Annotated in this window: 21 protein-coding genes and 1 other RNA gene; 13 read left to right on the top strand and 9 right to left on the bottom strand. The window is 38.1% G+C overall.

Features of this window, described 5'->3' with window-relative positions; all coding sequences use genetic code 11:
• The first annotated feature begins 219 nt into the window (after positions 1–219).
• From nfo to A6E04_RS12125, 3 genes are all read left to right on the top strand, one after another.
• Complete coding sequence (gene nfo, locus A6E04_RS12115) at positions 220–1,068, top strand: deoxyribonuclease IV (RefSeq protein WP_065611531.1); 849 nt, start codon at positions 220–222, stop codon at positions 1,066–1,068.
• Entirely contained in the window at positions 1,069–1,743 is a 675-nt protein-coding gene (gene ung, locus A6E04_RS12120; protein WP_065611533.1) for a uracil-DNA glycosylase, read from the top strand.
• A gap of 88 nt (positions 1,744–1,831) precedes the next feature.
• A complete protein-coding gene (locus A6E04_RS12125; RefSeq protein ID WP_017021353.1) occupies positions 1,832–2,362 on the top strand; it encodes a hemerythrin domain-containing protein in 531 nt (176 codons plus the stop codon).
• Positions 2,363–2,404: 42 nt separating this feature from the next.
• Here A6E04_RS12125 and A6E04_RS12130 read toward each other — a convergent pair whose 3' ends face one another.
• Positions 2,405–2,587, bottom strand: coding sequence for a DUF3545 family protein (locus tag A6E04_RS12130; RefSeq protein ID WP_026025389.1), 183 nt, complete (start codon positions 2,585–2,587; stop codon positions 2,405–2,407).
• A gap of 747 nt (positions 2,588–3,334) precedes the next feature.
• Between A6E04_RS12130 and A6E04_RS12135 the strand changes: the two genes are divergently transcribed.
• The 4 genes from A6E04_RS12135 (at position 3,335) to A6E04_RS12150 (ending at position 7,638) form a co-directional block, all read left to right on the top strand.
• The gene (locus tag A6E04_RS12135; RefSeq protein ID WP_012551019.1) at positions 3,335–4,768 is read left to right on the top strand and encodes an alanine/glycine:cation symporter family protein; all 1,434 of its coding nucleotides are present in this window, start codon (positions 3,335–3,337) and stop codon (positions 4,766–4,768) included.
• 113 nt (positions 4,769–4,881) lie between these two features.
• Complete coding sequence (yaaA, locus tag A6E04_RS12140) at positions 4,882–5,661, top strand: peroxide stress protein YaaA (RefSeq protein WP_017021352.1); 780 nt, start codon at positions 4,882–4,884, stop codon at positions 5,659–5,661.
• 256 nt (positions 5,662–5,917) lie between these two features.
• Positions 5,918–6,778 carry a small-conductance mechanosensitive channel MscS gene (mscS, locus tag A6E04_RS12145; RefSeq protein ID WP_012551017.1) on the top strand — a complete coding sequence of 287 codons (861 nt, stop codon included), beginning with the start codon at positions 5,918–5,920 and terminating at the stop codon, positions 6,776–6,778.
• Positions 6,779–6,942: 164 nt separating this feature from the next.
• Positions 6,943–7,638 carry an oxidative stress defense protein gene (locus A6E04_RS12150; protein ID WP_012551016.1) on the top strand — a complete coding sequence of 232 codons (696 nt, stop codon included), beginning with the start codon at positions 6,943–6,945 and terminating at the stop codon, positions 7,636–7,638.
• Between the two features lie 102 nt (positions 7,639–7,740).
• On the opposite strand, the gene serA is transcribed toward A6E04_RS12150, so the two are convergent.
• The 5 genes from serA to zapA all read right to left on the bottom strand — a co-directional run bounded on the left by serA (position 7,741) and on the right by zapA (position 11,096).
• Entirely contained in the window at positions 7,741–8,970 is a 1,230-nt protein-coding gene (gene serA, locus A6E04_RS12155) for a phosphoglycerate dehydrogenase (RefSeq protein ID WP_017021351.1), read from the bottom strand.
• 202 nt (positions 8,971–9,172) lie between these two features.
• Positions 9,173–9,829, bottom strand: coding sequence for a ribose-5-phosphate isomerase RpiA (gene rpiA / locus A6E04_RS12160; protein WP_017021350.1), 657 nt, complete (start codon positions 9,827–9,829; stop codon positions 9,173–9,175).
• Positions 9,830–9,973: 144 nt separating this feature from the next.
• Positions 9,974–10,555, bottom strand: coding sequence for a 5-formyltetrahydrofolate cyclo-ligase (locus A6E04_RS12165; protein ID WP_065611535.1), 582 nt, complete (start codon positions 10,553–10,555; stop codon positions 9,974–9,976).
• Between the two features lies 1 nt (position 10,556).
• A non-coding RNA gene (ssrS, locus tag A6E04_RS12170) (6S RNA) lies at positions 10,557–10,738 on the bottom strand.
• A gap of 31 nt (positions 10,739–10,769) precedes the next feature.
• Entirely contained in the window at positions 10,770–11,096 is a 327-nt protein-coding gene (zapA, locus tag A6E04_RS12175; protein ID WP_026025388.1) for a cell division protein ZapA, read from the bottom strand.
• A gap of 252 nt (positions 11,097–11,348) precedes the next feature.
• Here zapA and A6E04_RS12180 point away from each other — a divergent pair, with 252 nt between their 5' ends.
• From A6E04_RS12180 to A6E04_RS12190, 3 genes are read left to right on the top strand one after another with little or no spacing between them, the layout of a single operon-like run.
• A complete protein-coding gene (locus A6E04_RS12180; RefSeq protein WP_065611603.1) occupies positions 11,349–11,918 on the top strand; it encodes a YecA/YgfB family protein in 570 nt (189 codons plus the stop codon).
• An 11-nt stretch (positions 11,919–11,929) separates the two neighbouring features.
• Positions 11,930–13,117, top strand: coding sequence for a 2-octaprenyl-6-methoxyphenyl hydroxylase (gene ubiH / locus A6E04_RS12185; protein WP_026025386.1), 1,188 nt, complete (start codon positions 11,930–11,932; stop codon positions 13,115–13,117).
• Between the two features lie 2 nt (positions 13,118–13,119).
• Positions 13,120–14,325, top strand: a complete 1,206-nt coding sequence (locus tag A6E04_RS12190; protein WP_017021346.1) for an FAD-dependent 2-octaprenylphenol hydroxylase — start codon at positions 13,120–13,122, stop codon at positions 14,323–14,325.
• Between the two features lie 86 nt (positions 14,326–14,411).
• On the opposite strand, the gene A6E04_RS12195 is transcribed toward A6E04_RS12190, so the two are convergent.
• Complete coding sequence (locus A6E04_RS12195; RefSeq protein ID WP_017021345.1) at positions 14,412–14,615, bottom strand: DUF1107 domain-containing protein; 204 nt, start codon at positions 14,613–14,615, stop codon at positions 14,412–14,414.
• A 450-nt stretch (positions 14,616–15,065) separates the two neighbouring features.
• Positions 15,066–16,022: a tRNA-modifying protein YgfZ gene (ygfZ, locus tag A6E04_RS12200; protein ID WP_017021344.1), complete on the bottom strand. Its 957-nt coding sequence runs from the start codon at positions 16,020–16,022 to the stop codon at positions 15,066–15,068.
• A 178-nt stretch (positions 16,023–16,200) separates the two neighbouring features.
• Between ygfZ and A6E04_RS12205 the strand changes: the two genes are divergently transcribed.
• Together A6E04_RS12205 and A6E04_RS21325 are read left to right on the top strand one after the other, a co-directional pair.
• Positions 16,201–16,461 (top strand): FAD assembly factor SdhE, encoded by a 261-nt coding sequence (locus tag A6E04_RS12205; RefSeq protein ID WP_012551006.1) that lies wholly within the window; start codon positions 16,201–16,203, stop codon positions 16,459–16,461.
• On the top strand, positions 16,433–16,828 hold the full coding sequence (locus A6E04_RS21325; protein WP_339373658.1) for a protein YgfX: 396 nt from the start codon (positions 16,433–16,435) through the stop codon (positions 16,826–16,828). Before A6E04_RS12205 ends, A6E04_RS21325 begins: the two co-directional genes overlap by 29 nt.
• 99 nt (positions 16,829–16,927) lie before the next feature.
• Here the strand turns inward: A6E04_RS21325 and nadB are convergent, their stop codons facing one another.
• The gene (gene nadB / locus A6E04_RS12210) at positions 16,928–18,544 is read right to left on the bottom strand and encodes an L-aspartate oxidase (RefSeq protein ID WP_012551004.1); all 1,617 of its coding nucleotides are present in this window, start codon (positions 18,542–18,544) and stop codon (positions 16,928–16,930) included.
• A gap of 321 nt (positions 18,545–18,865) precedes the next feature.
• Between nadB and rpoE the strand changes: the two genes are divergently transcribed.
• Positions 18,866–19,444, top strand: a complete 579-nt coding sequence (gene rpoE, locus A6E04_RS12215) for an RNA polymerase sigma factor RpoE (RefSeq protein ID WP_026025385.1) — start codon at positions 18,866–18,868, stop codon at positions 19,442–19,444.
• Positions 19,445–19,463 lie beyond the last annotated feature (19 nt).

The following is a 19,463-nucleotide window of genomic DNA, read 5'->3' on the forward strand; positions in this document are numbered from 1 at the left end:
AAAATCTTATCCTAAATCAATAAAACACCATATAGCTAGCTTGTGGCACGAAAATTTCAGCTTACTACTTTATTGGTATGAGCTTATTTTGTAGTAAACTTACTACAAAATTGGATTTTGATATTCTCTGTTTTCCGTCCAAGAAAGCAGAGAAGTACTGACAAATAAAGCATTTACCGTAATAATGGAACGAAGTTAATTTTGAAAGGAAAGACAGAGATGAAATATATTGGGGCACATGTGTCTGCGGCCGGTGGTGTTGATCAAGCGCCAAAACGTGCATATCAAATAGGGGCTACAGCGTTTGCATTATTTACTAAAAATCAGCGCCAATGGGTAGCTAAGCCGTTAACAAAAAAGATCATCTCTGATTTTAAAGCAAATTGTAAGCGTTTTGGATTTGAACCTTCTCAAATATTACCGCATGACTCTTATTTAATTAATCTTGGTGCGCCAGAAGAAGAAAAGCTAGAGAAATCTCGCGCGGCATTTATTGATGAAATGGAGCGTTGTGAACAATTAGGGCTCACTTTGCTTAATTTTCACCCAGGCAGCCATTTAAAGAAGATCTCAGAAGATGAGTGTCTTACCCTTATTTCTGAATCCATTAATCTCGCGCATCAAGCCGTGCCGAATGTGATTGCTGTGATTGAGAATACGGCTGGCCAAGGAACGAATCTTGGATGGAAATTTGAACATTTAGCTCAGATTATCAGTAAAGTTGAAGATAAGTCTCGTGTCGGTATATGCCTTGATACATGCCATACATTCGCCGCTGGTTATGATTTAAGCTCTAAAGAGGCTTGCGAGCATACTTTTTCTGAATTTGAACGTATTGTTGGTTTTCAATACTTGCGTGGTATGCACATCAATGACGCCAAAATTGAGCTAGGCAGTCGTGTCGATCGCCATCAATCTTTAGGTGAAGGCACGATTGGATGGGATTGCTTTAAGTACATTATGCAAGATGATCGTTTTAATGGCATTCCTTTAGTATTAGAGACGATAAACCCTGATATTTGGAAGGATGAAATCGCTCAACTTAAAGAACTCAGTGAGAAAAAATAAATGAACACATCTTGGAATGACATTTTAGAAACGGAAAAGGAAAAACCGTATTATCAAGAAATGATGACGCATATAAAGGAAGCACGTTCTCAAGGAAAAAAAATATTCCCCAAAGAAGAGAATGTGTTTACTGCTTTTTCATTGACGCCATTTAATAACGTTACCGTTGTCATTCTAGGTCAAGATCCCTATCACGGAGAAGGGCAGGCGCATGGGCTGTCTTTTTCTGTATTACCAGGAGTTAAGATCCCGCCTTCTCTGCGCAATATGTATAAAGAATTAGCAGAAGATATTGAGGGCTTTATTCCACCAACACATGGTTATTTAGAAAGTTGGGCTGAGCAAGGGGTCTTGTTACTTAATACGGTATTAACCGTTGAAGAATCACAAGCTCATTCTCATGCAAAGTTAGGATGGGAAACGTTTACTGACAGCATCATTGAGCAATTAAATGAAAAAAAAGAAGGGATTATTTTCTTACTATTGGGGGCTCATGCTCAAAAGAAAGGCATTAATATTGATGCAACGAAGCACTCTATTTTAACGGCTCCTCATCCCTCCCCTTTATCGGCAAGAAGAGGTTTTTTTGGTTGTCAGCACTTTTCTAAAACAAATGAATTGCTGCGAGAGAAAAACTTATCCGAAATCAACTGGAGTTCAATTACATTGGACTAGTGGTTAAAATTTAAACTGAAAACCTGTGCTCCTTTAATAATACGTTAGACTCAAAAGGTAATCACCTGACAGAGTAAGGGAGGACAGGATGCTTATAGATAGTATTTATAAAGATCATGGTTACATTAACCGAATTATTCAGTTGTTGGATAAAAAACTGAATCGGTTAGAGGAAGAAAAGACAGTCAATTATAATGTAATACGTGAAAGCGTTGATTATCTATCGTCTTTTGCTGAAAAAAATCACCACCCAAAAGAAGATAGGATCTATCAATATTTTATTGATAAGTATGGCGAGAATAAAGCACTAACCAATTTATTGTATGAACACAATACGCTTTCTGCAGATACTGTTGATTTTTCAATAACACTTGAAATGATTTTACAGGATGCGATTGTCCCGAAAGATATTTTTAGAGAGCACTTACTTGCATTTACGAAACGCATTCGCCGACATCTTGAACTAGAAGAAAAAGAGGTATTTCCTTTTTTAAAGGCGCAGTTAACTGAGATTGATTGGCGTAATTTAGAAAAGGGATGGGTGGAGGAAGACGATCCTGTGTTTGGTGAAAGAGTGCATAAACGCTATGTTCAATTAGCGGAACAGGTAAGAGCTTAGATTGATAAAAAGGAGAGCGTTAGTGCTCTCCTTTTTTATTGGCTATTTTAAAATACAATCGTCAATACTGCCGCTAAAAAAGGGATCAAGCTCTTGCAGTTCGTGCAACAGCTGACGTCGATCTTGAAGTTCCTCTATTTCACGCCATAAACGTTTTGGTTGTTTTTTCTTATTTGTTGTTGATGATTTTGTTGCCAATATTTCGTTTAGCGTGTACCCGTCCATAAGCACTCCGTTTTATAAATTAGTCAAGAAATACAATTAGTAACACCATTTATTTAACAAGGTATTTAGTATCACATCCCATGGGATCATGAACTTGAACTGTTTCGCATTTGTTTCTTTTTGATGAATATTTTATGAGAAGGGGATCACTGAAACGTAAACTTAATCGTGAATATTTAAAAATTAAAGTTTAGTTACAAATATAGTGTAGTTGACGAGAACCGTTTAATGTTTGTCTTTTGTTAAATAAATCTGATTTATTTACTCTGCGTTGTCTTGATTTAGCTGTGAAAGTGAGTCTGAATATAAAAAATGGCGATGTTATCTTGCCATCTAATGATTGGGTCTAGACGACTGTTTTTATTAGATCAATAAGAAATTCATTATTGATAATATTGGATTTAAGGCATTTCTTGTATGTAGCCGCACTGGTTTGGTTGTTTATTTTCGTTGTGTTTTTTGTTGTTTTGATTTGTATTTAATACTGATACGAATAAATCGAGAGATCCCCTTTGAGGACTGTTCCTATTGATTTTTCAGTAAATACTGAGCATTATTCGGCTCGCGAGCTTTAAGTAATGCGTAAATATTTATATAAAGTGAAATTAAATTTACGTTTTCATACTCTATGCGTGCTTTAGGAATGCGTATTCCTACATAGATGAAGACGCTTAAAGTTCGTCATTTTTTAGCCACTAAATTTATCAAGTGTGCTATGTCATAACCAAACTTAGCTGAGAGGTAAGCGTGACAAGTATTATTAACTTACTGAATGACCTGTTATGGGGTTCAGTTCTCGTGTATTTATTAGTCGCCATTGGGATCTATTTTACGGTTCGTTTAGGCTTTATTCAATTTCGTCATTTTGGGCATATGTTTTCTGTTTTAAAAAACAGCCGTAAATCTGATTCTTCTGGTATTTCATCGTTTCAAGCACTATGCACCAGCTTAGCTGCGCGTGTTGGTACGGGAAATATGGCAGGGGTTGCCGTCGCTTTAACCGCCGGTGGTCCAGGCGCTATTTTCTGGATGTGGCTTATTGCTATGTTGGGTATGGCAACGTCATTTGCTGAAAGTACATTAGCACAATTATATAAAACCAAAGATGATGAAGGCAACTATCGTGGTGGCCCTGCTTATTATATGGAAAAAGGATTGGGCATGCGTTGGATGGGCGTATTGTTTTCTGTCTTTTTGATCATCGCTTTTGGTTTGGTATTTAATGCAGTACAAGCAAACTCGATAGCCAGTGCAATGCAGAATGCATTCGGGTGGCAACCTCTGTATGTCGGTATTGGTATTGTGATTATTTCTGCGATTGTTATTTTCGGTGGTTTTCGAACCATTGCTCGAACGGCTGAAATCATAGTACCTGTGATGGCATTAGCGTACTTAGCGATTGCTTTATATATCATGGTTACAAACATAGAAAAACTACCGGGAGTGGTTACTCTGATCTTTAAGAGTGCTTTTGGACTTCAAGAAGCCGCTGCTGGTGGTTTAGGTTACGCAATTGCTCAAGCAATGATTAATGGTATTAAGCGCGGTCTATTCTCAAATGAAGCAGGTATGGGGTCTGCACCTAATGCTGCAGCCTCTGCAACACCTTATCCGCCGCATCCTGCTTCACAAGGCTATGTTCAAATGCTTGGTGTGTTTATGGATACGATTGTTATCTGTTCATCTACTGTCGCGATTATCTTAATGTCGGGTGAATATGTACCGCATGGCGAAGTCACTGGTATTGAGTTAACTCAGTTAGCATTAACAAGCCAAGTGGGGGATTGGGGCGGAATATTTATTGCGGTTGCTATTTTCTTCTTTGCTTTTACCTCTATCATTGCAAATTATTCGTACGCTGAGACTAATTTGATTTTCTTAGAGCACAATCATAAAGCCGGGATCGGTATTTTCCGTATCGTGGTTTTAGGTATGGTTATGTTTGGGGCGTTATCATCATTACCTACGGTATGGGCTTTAGCTGATGTTTCTATGGGGATGATGGCAATAGTGAATTTAATCGCAATTTCATTATTGTCAGGAACCGTTATCAAGCTGGCGAAAGATTACAATAAGCAGCTTAGTGAGGGTAAATTACCGACCTTTGATAGTAAAGATTACCCTGAATTACATTCTCAATTAGAAGAAGGTATTTGGGATAATAACAAAGAGAAAAACTAATTAATTGCTTTTACCCATCAAATAAATAGATAAAGCCACGCTACCTAGCGTGGCTTTTTTGTATCTGAATCGTTACTATCTTTATATAAATCAGATAAAGGAATTTCTCGCTCATGCTTATTGTTGTTTCTCCTGCTAAGACCCTTGATTACGAAAGCCCATTGGCAACCGATTTATCGACACAACCCGATTTCATTGCTGATTCGGAAGAATTAATTCATGCATGTCGAAAGTTAACGCCTCTCGATATTTCTTCATTAATGAAAGTGAGTGATAAAATTGCGAGTCTTAACGCGATTAGATTTGAAGAGTGGTCTCCTATCTTTACTTCTGATAATTCTAGACAAGCGTTATTTGCTTTTAAAGGCGATGTATATACCGGGCTTGATGCTGCTAGTTTTAGTGATGATGATTTTGATTATGCACAGCGGCATTTGCGCATGCTTTCTGGGCTGTATGGATTATTAAAGCCACTTGATCTGATGCAACCGTATCGTTTAGAGATGGGGACTAAATTAGCAAATGATAGAGGAACGAATCTTTATCAATTTTGGGGCAATAAAATAACAGAAAAGCTAAATGTAGCGATTGAAGAACAGGGTGATAAGACTCTTATCAATCTAGCATCAAATGAATATTTTAAAGCCGTCAAACCCGCGTTATTAAATGCTGATGTAATTACCCCAATATTTAAAGATTGCAAAAATGGGCAGTATAAAATAATTAGTTTTTATGCAAAAAAAGCGCGTGGCCTAATGGCTCGTTTTATCATTGAAAATAGAATTGCAACCATTGAAGAGTTAAAACGTTTTACGGTCGATGGCTACTATTTTGTGCCAGCTGAATCATCAGAGAAAGAACTGATGTTTAAACGAGAAGAACAGTTCAAATAATTGCATGGAAATTGATTTTATTGGCAAGTTATGTAAATAAAATGTTTCTAAATTTGGCTTGAGTAGTTATATTAACTAGGTGCTTGTATTAATAGCTATTTTTTAACATTGGTTTAGGTCGTTAATTAAGCATGTAAATAGGTATTTAAAAGGATTTAACACCACACTGACTATCGATAGTGTTAGAATTGGTATAAATCGTCAAAATAATGACTACATTCTCATTCGCATGAGAACTATATAAAGGACAAATCAAATGGCAGATCAAGGTGCAGTTACTGATTTAGCAACAACTGGCGTTGCTAATTTAGAGCGTTGGCTTACAGATAATTCAGAACTCTTTATTACTTATGGCGTAAATATTATTTCGGCACTAGTTATTCTTTTTATCGGTAATATTATCGTTAAGAAAGTCGCTGGTAGTGTAAGTAAAGTTCTTGAAAAGAAAAAAATGGACAAAGCAGTCGTTGACTTTGCTCATACACTAGTTCGTTACCTTTTATTCATTATCGTATTAATTGCAGCATTAGGTAAAGTAGGTGTTCAAACTGCTTCTGTTGTTGCTGTTATTGGTGCGGCTGGTTTAGCGGTAGGTCTTGCACTTCAAGGTTCGTTATCAAACTTTGCAGCTGGTGTATTGATTGTTGCTTTCCGTCCATTCAAATCTGGCGATTACGTTGAGATTGGCGGCGTGGCTGGTTCTGTTGAATCTATCCAAATTTTCCAAACGATCCTAACGACTCCAGATAATAAAATGATTGTTGTGCCGAATGGGGGGGTTATTGGTAGCCCAATTACTAACTATTCTCGTCATGCTACACGTCGTGTTGATCATGTTATTGGCGTTTCTTATAGTGCCGATCTTAAGAAAACTAAAGAAGTGATCACAAAGGTACTTGAGGCTGATCCTCGTGTACTTAAAACACCGGCACCAACGGTTGGTGTTGTTGCTTTAGCTGATTCATCAGTAAACTTTGTGGTTCGTCCATGGTGTAAAACTGCAGATTACTGGGATGTTTATTTTGATACGCTTCAAGCGATTAAAGAAGGTCTAGATAGCGAAGGAATTGAAATCCCATTCCCGCAAATGGATGTTCATTTGAATAAAGCTGATTAGCCTTTATGGTCTTAGTGTAGAAAATGCTTCCTTCGGGGAGCATTTTTTTTATCTGCTATTTATCTATTATCCTTTTGGATTAGAGTGGACTAGAATGAATATGAAATGGAATTTTCTATATAAATAAGAGTCATATATACATGACGTTATATTGAGATATTAAAATGAAAAAAATTGTTAGTGCATTATGTTTGTCTGCTTTGATTTCCCCTGCTGCATTTGCTGAATCACCAGAGTTTCCTCATTTGGAAGTGTCTGGAGAGGGTAAAGTACTGGTTGTTCCTGATATGGCTCAGTTTTCTGTTGATGTGGTAGAAAGTAAAGCAACAGCAGAAAAAGCGAAGCAAGCTGCTGACAAGGCAGTGATCGGATTTTTAGCTCGTTTAGAAGTTCAAGGTGTTAAGCGAGAGAATATTAATAGTGGCAATATTCGTTTAACACCCGAATATCGTTACCCGAAAGGGCAGAAACCTGAATTAGTTGGCTATAAAGCGATTCGCAACATTACTGTTACGGTGATGGATTTAAATAAACTGAATGGGTATTTAGATAAAGCTTTAGGTGATGGAATTAATCGAATTAATCACATTGAACTTAAAACAAGCAAAGAAAAAGAATATATTGAAGCTGCGCGTTTAGAAGCAATTAAAGATGCAAATAATAAAGCCGCTTCTTTGGCGAAAGGTTTTGGTACATCAGTGAAAGGCGTCTGGAAGATTTCTTATCATAATAATTATAGCCAACCTGTAATGATGAAAGCGATGCGTATGGACAGTTCTGCAAATACAGCTGAAAGCTACCAAGATACACAAATGGTTATCTCTGACAGTGTTTCGGTTGTTTATCGTTTAAAAGAATAAGCGACGTTATATCTATAATAGTGTTTAGAAAAATGCATTGAAATAAAAAGGGTTACTAAGAGTAACCCTTTTTTTTGTACGATGTTATTCGCGTATGATTTATTAGTGAAGGATACGGGCTCGGATAGTACCTTCAATATCTTTTAGCTTCGTTAATGCTTCTTCTGAACGAGCGGCTTCAACATCAATAACGACATAACCCATTTCTGATGAGGTTTGTAGGTATTGTGCCGCGATATTGATCCCTTTATCCGCAAAAATACTGTTAATTTTAGTCAGAATACCTGGACGGTTCTCATGAATATGAAGTAAACGAGACGTGCCAGTATGTAGCGGTAGAGAGACTTCTGGGAAGTTCACTGATGACAGTGTTGAACCATTATCTGAGTATTTTGTAAGTTTACCTGCGACTTCTACCCCAATGTTTTCTTGAGCTTCTTGAGTTGAGCCTCCAACATGAGGTGTTAGGATAACATTATCAAACTTTTGCAGTGGTGATTCAAATGGGTCTGCATTTGTTTTAGGTTCTACTGGGAATACGTCAATAGCGGCACCACCTAGATGGCCAGATTCAAGCGCTGCACATAAGTCCGGTATTTTTACGACGGTACCACGAGCAGCATTGATAAAGATTGCCCCTGGTTTCATTCTTGCGAACTCTTCTGCACCCATCATGTCTTTTGTGCCTACGGTTTCAGGTACATGAAGGGTAATAACATCACACTTGTTTAATAGTTCACTCATGGTTTGAATTTGAGTGGCGTTACCTAATGATAATTTATTTTCAATATCATAATAGTAAACACGCATGCCTAGGTTTTCAGCTAAGATCCCCAATTGTGTACCGATATGTCCGTAACCTATGATACCCAAACGTTTGCCTCTGGCTTCAAAAGAAGAGTCAGCACTTTTTTTCCAGATACCACGGTGAGCTTGTGCATTCTTTTCTGGAATACCACGAAGCAGTAATAGGATTTGCCCCAATACTAGTTCAGCCACACTACGTGTATTAGAGAACGGGGCATTAAAGACCGGAATCCCGCGTTTTGCTGCTGCGGTTAGGTTTACTTGGTTCGTACCAATACAGAAACAACCAACGGCAACTAATTTATTAGCAGCATCAAACACTTCTTGGGTTAGTTGAGTTCGTGATCGTAAACCAATGAAGTGGACATCTTTTACTGCTTCAAGAAGTTCTTCTTCTGACAATGAACCTTTATGGTATTCAATATTTGTATAGCCGTCAGCTTGAAAAACTTCAACACAAGATGGGTGCAATCCTTCTAAAAGAAGAATTTTAATTTTTTCTTTTTCCAGAGATACTTTTGCCATGGTCGTTCTTATCCTTAAAAACAAAATCAATAATGATTAGGGAAGTGATTATTTATTGATGATTATAAAGTATCAAAAAATAACCAGTTTGGGTAAGAAAATTACGGAATAGTTAATAAAAAACGGTGCTAATGAGCACCGTTTGTAATCAAATGACATTTTTATCTCTCAATTTACAGAGATAAGAAGGGGAATTATCGTATTAAACGAATTTTTTTACGCCATCAGGAGCGCCAACCAATAAAACATCGGCGCCACGGTGAGCAAATAAACCAACCGTCACAACACCAGGAAGGGCATTAATTTTATCTTCAAGCTCTTTCGCATTGGTGATTTTCATGTTGTGAACGTCTAAGATCATATTACCATTATCAGTAACAACACCTTCACGGTAGGCAGGATCACCACCTAACTTAACCAGTTCACGAGCAACATAAGAGCGTGCCATTGGAATGACTTCAACAGGAAGAGGAAACTCACCTAATACGTCGACTTGTTTTGTGTTATCAACAATACAAATAAACTTGTCAGAAATTGCAGCAACGATTTTTTCACGAGTAAGGGCTGCACCACCACCTTTAATCATCTCGTTCAGACCATTGATTTCATCCGCGCCATCGACATAAACATCAAGACCAGCAACATCGTTACAATCAAAAACTTCAATACCGAGTTCTTTTAGTTTTTCTGTTGAAGCAACTGAACTTGATACCGCACCTTTAATGTCATCTTTCATTGTCGCAAGTGCGTCGATGAAATGATTTACTGTTGATCCTGTACCGACACCAACAATGCTGCCAACTTCTACGTATTCTAACGCTGCCCAACCGGCTGCTTTTTTCATCTCGTCTTGAGTCATGACATTCTCCTAATGAAATAATAGTGTTCAATATGAAAGCGGCGTGATTATAACGTACAGATTTTTCTTCGTCAGAAAAAATAAGTCAAGAAAGAGTAAAAAAGTGATGTGAAGATGCTTAAAGCAAACGTTTTCGGTCGTTTTTTACCATTTCCATATTTTATCAGAGGTAATGATACGAGGAAGAGGAACATCCCAAGATTCAATAGGTAAAATATCGACTTGTTGGCAAGAGTGAGCAATACCTATAGGCATAGGACCTTGTTGATATTGATGCCAGTTCTTAAGTGTACGGTCGTAATAACCGCCCCCCATACCTAACCGGTTTCCTGTGTGATCAAAAGCAACTAGAGGAGTTAAGATAAGATCCAATTCAGAGATAGGAATGACTTTAGTTTTATCTAACTTAGGTTCTCGTATTTGGTATTTATTTACGATAAGAGGTGTCGTGCGGTCATATTCAAGAAATAGTAGGTAGCCTTTAGAAAAAGGATGGATTACCGGTAAGAAAACGTTTTTTCCTTGCTCCCATAGCCACTCAATTAATAAGTGAGTACCTATTTCGCCATCAGCTGAAAGGTAAATAGCAATAGATTGAGCTTTTTTTATTGAAAGATCAGTGGAGCATTGCTGTACGAGATCGTCAGCGGCTTGATGTTGATATTGCTGAGAGAGGTTTTTACGACGTTGACGGATGTCTTGTCGAAGGTGTCGACGAGATTGCATGGAATACCCCAAAGTGCCGTAGTGGAACGTAGCCCTTGAACCCTAGGTTCAAGGCGGATCAGCAAAGTTTGCCGTAGGCTTCTCAGTACAAGCCGAGCATGCTCAATAGCAAACAAATACTAACCCTAATTTGTGCTTATCGGCTCAGGGACATAGATCCGACCACAAACACTCCAGGGTAAATTTAATTCTTTTGCTATCCTTAGCGATGAGACTATTCTGCCGTACTTTCTTCCGTTTTACTAGGCTTTGCTAAAGAAATTGCAGCTTCTAATGCACTAGCAAGCAGTCCCATGCGCTGGTAAACATCTGATGAGTGTTTACTTGCTTCATTTTTAGACATATGTAACTCATAACAAATATTTAGCGATGTGATCGTTAATAATTGTTCTGTATTCGTTACTTTAGTGCGTTCCGATAATTCATTTACTCGGTTATTTAAATCTTTAGCCGCCTCTTTTAAAGCTGCTTCTTGACCAGCAGGGCAGTTCACCTTAATGGCACGTCCTAATATTTGGACTTGGACAGCTTGGCTTGTCATCAATACATTACTCATCGTTAAACTAGGGGATAACACTGATTTATTTTATCTTCAGTGATAATTGTATGAAACTATAAGAAATGCATTAATAAGATTCAAGTATTTCCCTTCTCTTTGTTGACAGCGGTTAACTATATTCTTAATAAAACAACAATATGATGAAAAGATACTCAATTGAAAGTGATCGTGAGTTTTCTGAATTTGCTTGAAGTGGTAGCATGGGGTACTAATCATAAATTTAGAGAGCTTCCAATGAGCGAAATTAAAATGCCAGAATTCCTGACTGTAGAGTCAGCCCTTAAAGACAGTGGATTAGCGGTAACGCCCGCAGAATTACACGGCCTGCTAGTTGGTATGATAAGTGGTGGATTGCCTTTAGATGATAATGCATGGAAGCCTTTAATGTATGATTACACTAATGATGGATTAGGATGGCCTGACAGTGCCATTCAGATCGGAAGTGCCGTTTTCCAATTTACCGTTGCAGAGCTAACGGGAAGTGAACTGGCTCTCTCAATGTTAATTCCCGATGATAAAGAAGGATTAATGAACCGAGCTGATGGACTAAGTGAGTGGGTGAATCATTTTATTTCAGGACTTGGTTTAGTTGATCTGAAAATGGATAAAGCATCAGAAGCATTAAAAGAAGCTTTAGTTGACCTAGAAGAAATTGCGCGTTTAGGAATCGACGAAGATGATGACATTGAAGAACAAGAGAGTTTATTTGAACAAGTGTTAGAACATGTGCATGTTTGTGTATTAACTATTCACTTAGAATTGGGTCAACGTATTCATAAAGATGCGTCTAAAGCTGTCCACTAATGAGTGAAGATATGACACATTATGATGTTGTTATTGTTGGTGGAGCAATGGCTGGAGCTACTCTAGCGTTGGCACTACAACAAATGACCAAAGGTGCATTATCTATTGCCGTTATAGAGGCTTTTGAACCCAATATAGATAATCATCCTGGGTATGATTCTCGTAGTATTGCACTGTCGAGCGGAACCACTCAATTATTGAAAGATGTGTCGTTATGGTCTGAAATAGAACCAGTAGCGACGCCTATTCATCATATTCATGTGTCAGATCGTCATCATGCAGGGATAACAGAGCTTACTTCTACAGAGCTTAATATTGACAGCTTAGGTTACGTTGTTGAGTTAGCCGACGTTGGCCGTTTTTATCATCAAAAACTGTTAGCGACCGATAACATTAATTTTATTTGTCCAGTCACTGTGGTTAATATTGAACGTTTATTAGCGTCATCGATAATTCACTTATCAAACGGAGATGCTATTTCAACGTCATTAGTGGTTGCGGCTGATGGTGCAGAATCTCAAACGTGTAAGAGTATGCAGATTGAAGCTCAAGAGTATAATTTTGAGCAGGTAGCCATTATTGCGAATGTAACAACAGAGTGCCACCCACAAGGTAAGGCGTTTGAACGTTTTACTGAGAATGGGCCACTCGCCTTACTTCCAATGTCTCAAGGGCGTAGTTCACTGGTATGGTGTGTAAGCCCAGAAGAAGCAGAACGTATTTCGTCTTTTGATGATAAGGCTTTTTTAGCACACTTACAGATCGCGTTTGGCTGGCGTTTAGGGGCAATGAAAAAAGCAGGAAAACGAGCGCATTATCCATTGTGGTTACGTCATCAAACTCAGCACGTGTCACACCGTTTTGCGGCTATTGGTAATGCAGCTCAAACATTGCATCCTATTGCAGGGCAAGGGTTTAATTTGGGTATTCGAGATGTTTTTTCGTTGGCTGAATGTATTTCTGATGCTTTTAGAGGTAATGTTGATGTTGGTGATTATTCTGTTCTTTCTCGTTATCAGCAACGACGTCAATCTGATCAAAAACAAACCATAACAATGACAGCGGGTTTAATCTCTATTTTTGCGAATAATGTTTTTCCTATGGTAGTGGGAAGAAATATGAGCTTATACGCGGTTGATACTTTCCGTTCTTTTTTAAAACCCCTAACATTACGTGCAATGGGTCGAGTGAATAGATAATTATGATGCAAAGTGTAGATATTGCGATTATTGGGGGGGGCATGGTTGGCTTGACTGTTGCTGCTGCTCTAGAAAAAAGCGGTTTAAGAATCGCAATTATAGAAAGTCACTTACCTGATGCTGAATTAACTGCTTTACCTGATGTTCGTGTTTCAGCGATTAGTCGTGCAAGTGAAAATATTTTAACGAATGTTGGTGCTTGGGAAGGCATTATCTCAAGACGAGCGGCGGCTTATACTTCAATGAAAGTATGGGAACAAGACAGCTTTGCGCATATTGATTTTGATGCAACACAAATCGCCCAACAAGATTTAGGCCATATTATTGAGAACCGAGTTATTCAACTTTCTTTACTCGATAAAATAACGAAACAAGATAACGTAACGTTATTCGCTCCTGAGCGTTGTGCGAGTATTATGTTTGGCGAAAGTGAAGCATGGATTAATTTAGAATCAGGCAAAGGAATAACGGCTAAGTTGGTTGTTGGTGCTGATGGGGCTAATTCATGGTTACGTAATCAATTAGATATCCCTCTTACACATTGGGATTATGGACACAGTGCACTGGTAGCCAATGTTCGAACTGTTGATGATCACCATAAAGCAGCTCGTCAAATTTTCAGATCTGAAGGCCCACTTGCTTTCCTTCCGTTAAGTGAGCCAAATCTAAGCTCTATTGTATGGTCACTTGATCCATTACATGCTGAAAATTTAGTATCAATGCCTAGCGATGAGTTTAATAAGCAATTAACGGCGGCGTTTGATAATCAATTGGGGCTTTGCAAGGTTGAAGGAGAGCGACAAGCTTTTCCATTAAAAATGCGCTATGCAAAAGACTTTGTCCGAGAGCGTGCTGTATTAGTCGGAGATGCTGCTCATACGATTCACCCGCTCGCAGGGCAAGGTGTTAATTTAGGATTAGCAGATGCAGCGGCATTAGCTGAAACGATTATGACGTTGCAACACGAGAACAAAGATATTGGTTTAAAAACCAATTTACGGAGTTTTGAGCGATGGAGAAAAACAGAAGCTGCTCAAATGATAGCGTCTATGCAAGGTTTTAAAGCGTTATTCTCAGGCTCTAATCCACTAAAAAAATTGGTTAGAGGTATTGGTATGTCATTAACGAATGAACTTACACCAGTAAAAGATGAATGTTTAAAAAGAGCATTAGGATTATCGGGGCATTTACCAAAAATAGCAAAATAATCCCATTAAGTAGACAGTAAAAAGGTAGCTCATGGCTACCTTTTTTAGTGTCCAATTCTTGATTTTTTACGTTTAATGATTCTGTATTAATAGGCCATTCTCAAGCGATTAACCTCAACATTTATTTCTTTTATCATACGATAATGCTCACGCTCTGCTTGAGTTGGGACAATTAAGCGACCCTCTTCAAATCTAAATTCGCCAATGCCATGAATATGAATCCGTCCGTTAAATAGTCGACTAATATGTTTAGCAATCATGCTTGGTGCATAGTGCTTAAAAAATCGCATCACGTTATCCTTAGGTGATTAATACTAATTAAATCTTGTGCTAGGCCTAAATTATAAGACAGTAAAGATGACATGAGTATTACAGAGTTAGAATATGGTGATGGTAAGCGCAAAATGGTCAAGTTAATGTATTGAAATTTGATCTATATTCAGAATTAACAACTGCTAACAAAATAATGTCAAAAAAAAGCCCGAAATGTTTTTCGGGCAAACAGTCACAGATGCATTTCCAACATTTATAGGCCGTTGGAATAAATTGTTTGGAGTTAAACAATTTATGTATTCTTTTGTAATAAAAGAATATAGATAAGGTAACTAACCTGTTACTTATTCACAATAAATAAGTAACAATTCATTTTTGTATCTTGATTTATGCAGGTTACTTCAAAGTAGTAATGTAACTATGAATTAAATACTCATAATTGAAACGCAAAGTATGAATGACTTAATTTACTCTTCATCTAATGAGTAAGGTTGATTGCCTTTGTTCCAAATTGAATCTTGGAGTTTGAACTGGGTACCTTCCTCTAGGTCGTTAGGTAAAATAGCAAGTGCTAACGTATAACCATCTTCAAAACGGTAAGCCGATACGATAGTGCCTCCTTTTCGCCAGTTTTCACCCACACTACGTTCAATTGCATCACCTGCGACAGGTATTGAATTAGATTGACCTGATAATAGGTACATTGCTCGTTTATTAATGCCTCGATATTTTGCTCGAGCAACGGTTTCTTGTCCTGTGTAGCAACCTTTAGCAAAGCTGATACCACCGACAGCTTGTAAATTCATGGCTTGTGGAATGTGAGCGTTACTTAATGCATTATCTAGCTGAGGTAAACCATGTTGAATTGTGTGTAATGACCATAATGATTCGTCACATAGCACCGTGTTACTTTCTTGGTTTATTATATTTTCTTTGTGTTCTGGTGTGGTGACGAGTAACCATTGAGTTTCACTTATTTTAGCAAACGTTCCAAGCTCACAAGCACGAACATTCGCGTCAGTTGTTGTGTGTTTGTTTACCCAATCTGTTGCCTTTTTACCGCTAATCCCCAATAAAACGTCATCACCAACCGCGATATCAACTTTAGAAAATACAGAGTATTTTTTTATTTCAGTGAGTTCTGTTTCAATGGCACTTCTTCGCTGAAATAAAGCATAACCACCGTTATGGTTGAACAGTTGGAAAATACTCCATAATTTACCTTTTGCATCACAATGGCCACCAAAGGTAATGTCATCCTGTGGGAGAGTTACTACATCAGCGGTTACTTGTCCCTGAAGGTAGGACTTTTTATCATTACCGATCATTGTGATCAAAGCCCAATCATTAAGCTCTGAAATAGCAAGCGCAGGTAATGTGTCTTCTTTTTTAATTGATAGTTTTGGAAACAATGTGCTCATCATTAAATTCTTATTTTGTTGAGTAATTCTCTTTATAGTAAATGCCTAGATTTTAAATGTCAGTAAAAGAAACATCAGTTTGATGTCTCATCTTCTTCATCTTGTTACTTTTGATCATGGTTGTCATCGGGATTGACTGATAAAATCAGACCAGTTATTTCTATTTTAGTTAGGGAACTGTATGTACAGTGTCGAAGAAAAAGCTCGAGTTAAGTGGGCTTGCCGTCGTGGCATGTTGGAATTAGATGTGGTTATCATGCCATTTTTTGATGAATGCTTTGAAGAACTAACAGAAGCTGAGCAACAAGGTTTCGTTTCTTTACTTGAAAGTGATGACCCAGATTTATTTACTTGGATCATGGGACATGGCCGCAGTGATAATTTAGCTCATGCTTCTATGATAGATAAAATTGTTGCGCATAATCACAGCAAACTCCGTTAGGGTAAACCTTACCTTTTCATATATCGCCTATCTTTGTCTTTATGGCAGTTTTTTCTGTATAGGGTGGGCGGTATTATTGTTAAATATAATCCCTTTTCCTCTTATTCCTTTTCTTTTTTATTTCCTCTATCAACAGAGTAAATTGGCTTACCATGCGTTACTTACTCAACAAGGTATGTATAACTTTGTTAATAAAGAGTCGGATGATGATCGAGATTGGATTGTCAGTCATTCTCTATGGGTCAGTCGGTCGTTAATCATTATTAAATGCCATAACTTATATGACCATCGTACGATGTATTTATTAAAAGACAGTTGCCGATCTTCTTTTTTTAATGAGCTATCTATCATGATGCGGTACAGGTAATTATCTGGTAAATCTATTTTTTAGTAATACGATGACATTAAAAAGCCCTACATAGATAAGATTCTATATAGGGCTTTTATTGATCGTTTTACTTAGATATTAATCACGCGTTGGTATTAAAATCGTTGGGCCTGATTCTTCTAAGGCTTCAGGATAATCAAGGGTGTAATGTAAGCCACAACTTTCTTTTCGCTCCATAGCACAACGAATCATGAGTTCAGAGACATCGAGTAAGTTACGTAATTCAATGAGGTTATTAGAAACTCGGAAGTTACTGTAATAATCATGCGTTTCTTGCTTTAGCAATTGGATGCGACGAAGCGCTCGTTCTAAACGTTTGTCGGTACGTACAATTCCCATGTAATCCCACATAAACAAGCGTAATTCATGCCAGTTATGTTGAATTACAACTTCTTCATCTGAACATTCAACTTGGCTTTCATCCCATGCTGGCAATGATGGCGGAAGCTCTCGCTTATCCATTTCTTTAATTATGCATTCAGCGGCAGACCAAGCATAAACAACACATTCTAATAATGAATTAGATGCTAGGCGATTGGCACCATGAAGTCCGGTATAACTTACTTCGCCGATAGCAAACAAGCCATCAATGTCTGTTTGGCCCTGTTTATCAACCATTACGCCACCACAGGTATAGTGTGCCGCTGGAACGATAGGAATGGGTTCTTTTGTCATATCAATACCAAACGAAAGCAATTTTTCATTAATGGTAGGGAAGTGATGATGAATGAAATCTTCTGGCTTGTGGCTAATGTCTAAATACATGCAATCTGCACCTAAACGTTTCATTTCAAAATCGATAGCTCGGGCTACTACATCACGAGGAGCGAGTTCAGCACGTTCATCGAAATCCAACATGAAACGAGATCCATCAGGACGACGTAAGTAAGCGCCTTCACCACGTAATGCTTCAGACATTAAAAAATTACGGGCATCTGGATGAAATAGGCACGTTGGATGAAATTGATTAAATTCTAAATTCGCGACACGGCACCCCGCACGCCAAGCCATTGCAATGCCATCACCAGAAGAGACGTCGGGATTCGACGTATATTGATAAACTTTAGAAGCACCACCAGTGGCTATAACCACAAATTTGGCACGAACGGTTTCGACATGTTCAGCGTCACGGTTCCAAATATAAGCACCGACGACTTTATCAATGTCACCGCCTATTTTGTCTTCAGTAATTAAATCCAATGCGTTATGACGTTCAAAAATTGTAATGTTAGGGTGATTAACGACGTTGTCTTGCAACGACGTTTGCATTGCTTTACCCGTTGCATCTGCCGCGTGAAGAATGCGACGATGGCTATGGCCACCTTCTCGAGTTAAATGGAACCTCGGGTGAGATATGTCGGTTTCTTTTTCATCATCATGATCAAAAGGAACACCGCCATCAATTAACCATTGAACACAGTGCTTAGCATTTTCTGCAATGAAGGTAACAACGTCTTTATCGCAAATATGAGCGCCTGCAATTAAGGTGTCATCGACATGAGATTCTATAGTATCACTTTCATCAAATACGGCAGCAATGCCACCTTGAGCGTAGTAGGTAGACCCTTCATTACGTGGGCCCTTACTTAAAACGATCACCTTTCCATGTGGTGCGACTCTAAGTGCAAGTGAAAGACCAGCAGCACCACTACCTATGACTAAGACGTCACAACTGTGTTCATTGGTTATGTTCATATATTCATCATTATCCTGTGATTATCCGAGCATTTTACCAGAATCTATCCGGTTGCGTCACATTTTGAGTGGAATCTTAATTATCAAGAATAAAATTAGGAGGAAGTTATCGTATTTTATTGCTGTGAAGCCAAGAATCGGTAGGGAGTTAGGTGCTCTTAATATATTAAATGTGTAAAAAATGTCATAATAAAGGAACTTTCTAACATTTAGAAACTCATACATAGTGCTCAAGTTAATCGTGGTATAGCAGATTGAAGCTATTACGTTATATAAACTTAATGCGCATTTAAGAATAATAACATGGGAGTACCCGCTCCAATGAGTGAGCAGTTAACCGATCAGGTATTGATTGAGCGAGTTCAAAGAGGCGACAAGCAAGCTTTTAATCATTTGGTGATTAAGTACCAAAATAAAGTCTGTAATCTTGTTGCTCGTTACGTAAAAAATAGTGGTGATGTTCCTGATGTAGCTCAAGAAGCGTTCATTAAGGCCTACCGAGCGTTACCAACGTTCCGAGGTGATAGTGCGTTTTATACTTGGCTTTATCGGATAGCGGTCAATACAGCAAAAAATTATTTAGTTGCTCAGGGAAGAAGGCCTCCAGCATTTGATGTTGATGCCGAAGATGCCGAATATTATGAAGGGGCGAGTGCATTAAAAGAAATTACGAACCCTGAGAATTTATCGTTGTCTGAAGAGTTACGACAAATTGTATTTTCGACGATCGATGGGTTACCTGAAGATTTAAAAACAGCAATAACATTACGAGAGCTAGAAGGGCTAAGTTATGAAGATATTGCTGCGATAATGGAGTGTCCGGTTGGTACGGTTCGTTCTCGTATTTTCCGAGCTCGTGAAGTCGTCGAGAAAAAAATTCAACCGCTAATGCAGCGTTAATGATTTCCAACGGTCAAAC

The sequence above is a fragment of the Aliivibrio logei genome, assembly GCF_001691055.1.
Classification (GTDB): domain Bacteria; phylum Pseudomonadota; class Gammaproteobacteria; order Enterobacterales; family Vibrionaceae; genus Aliivibrio; species Aliivibrio salmonicida.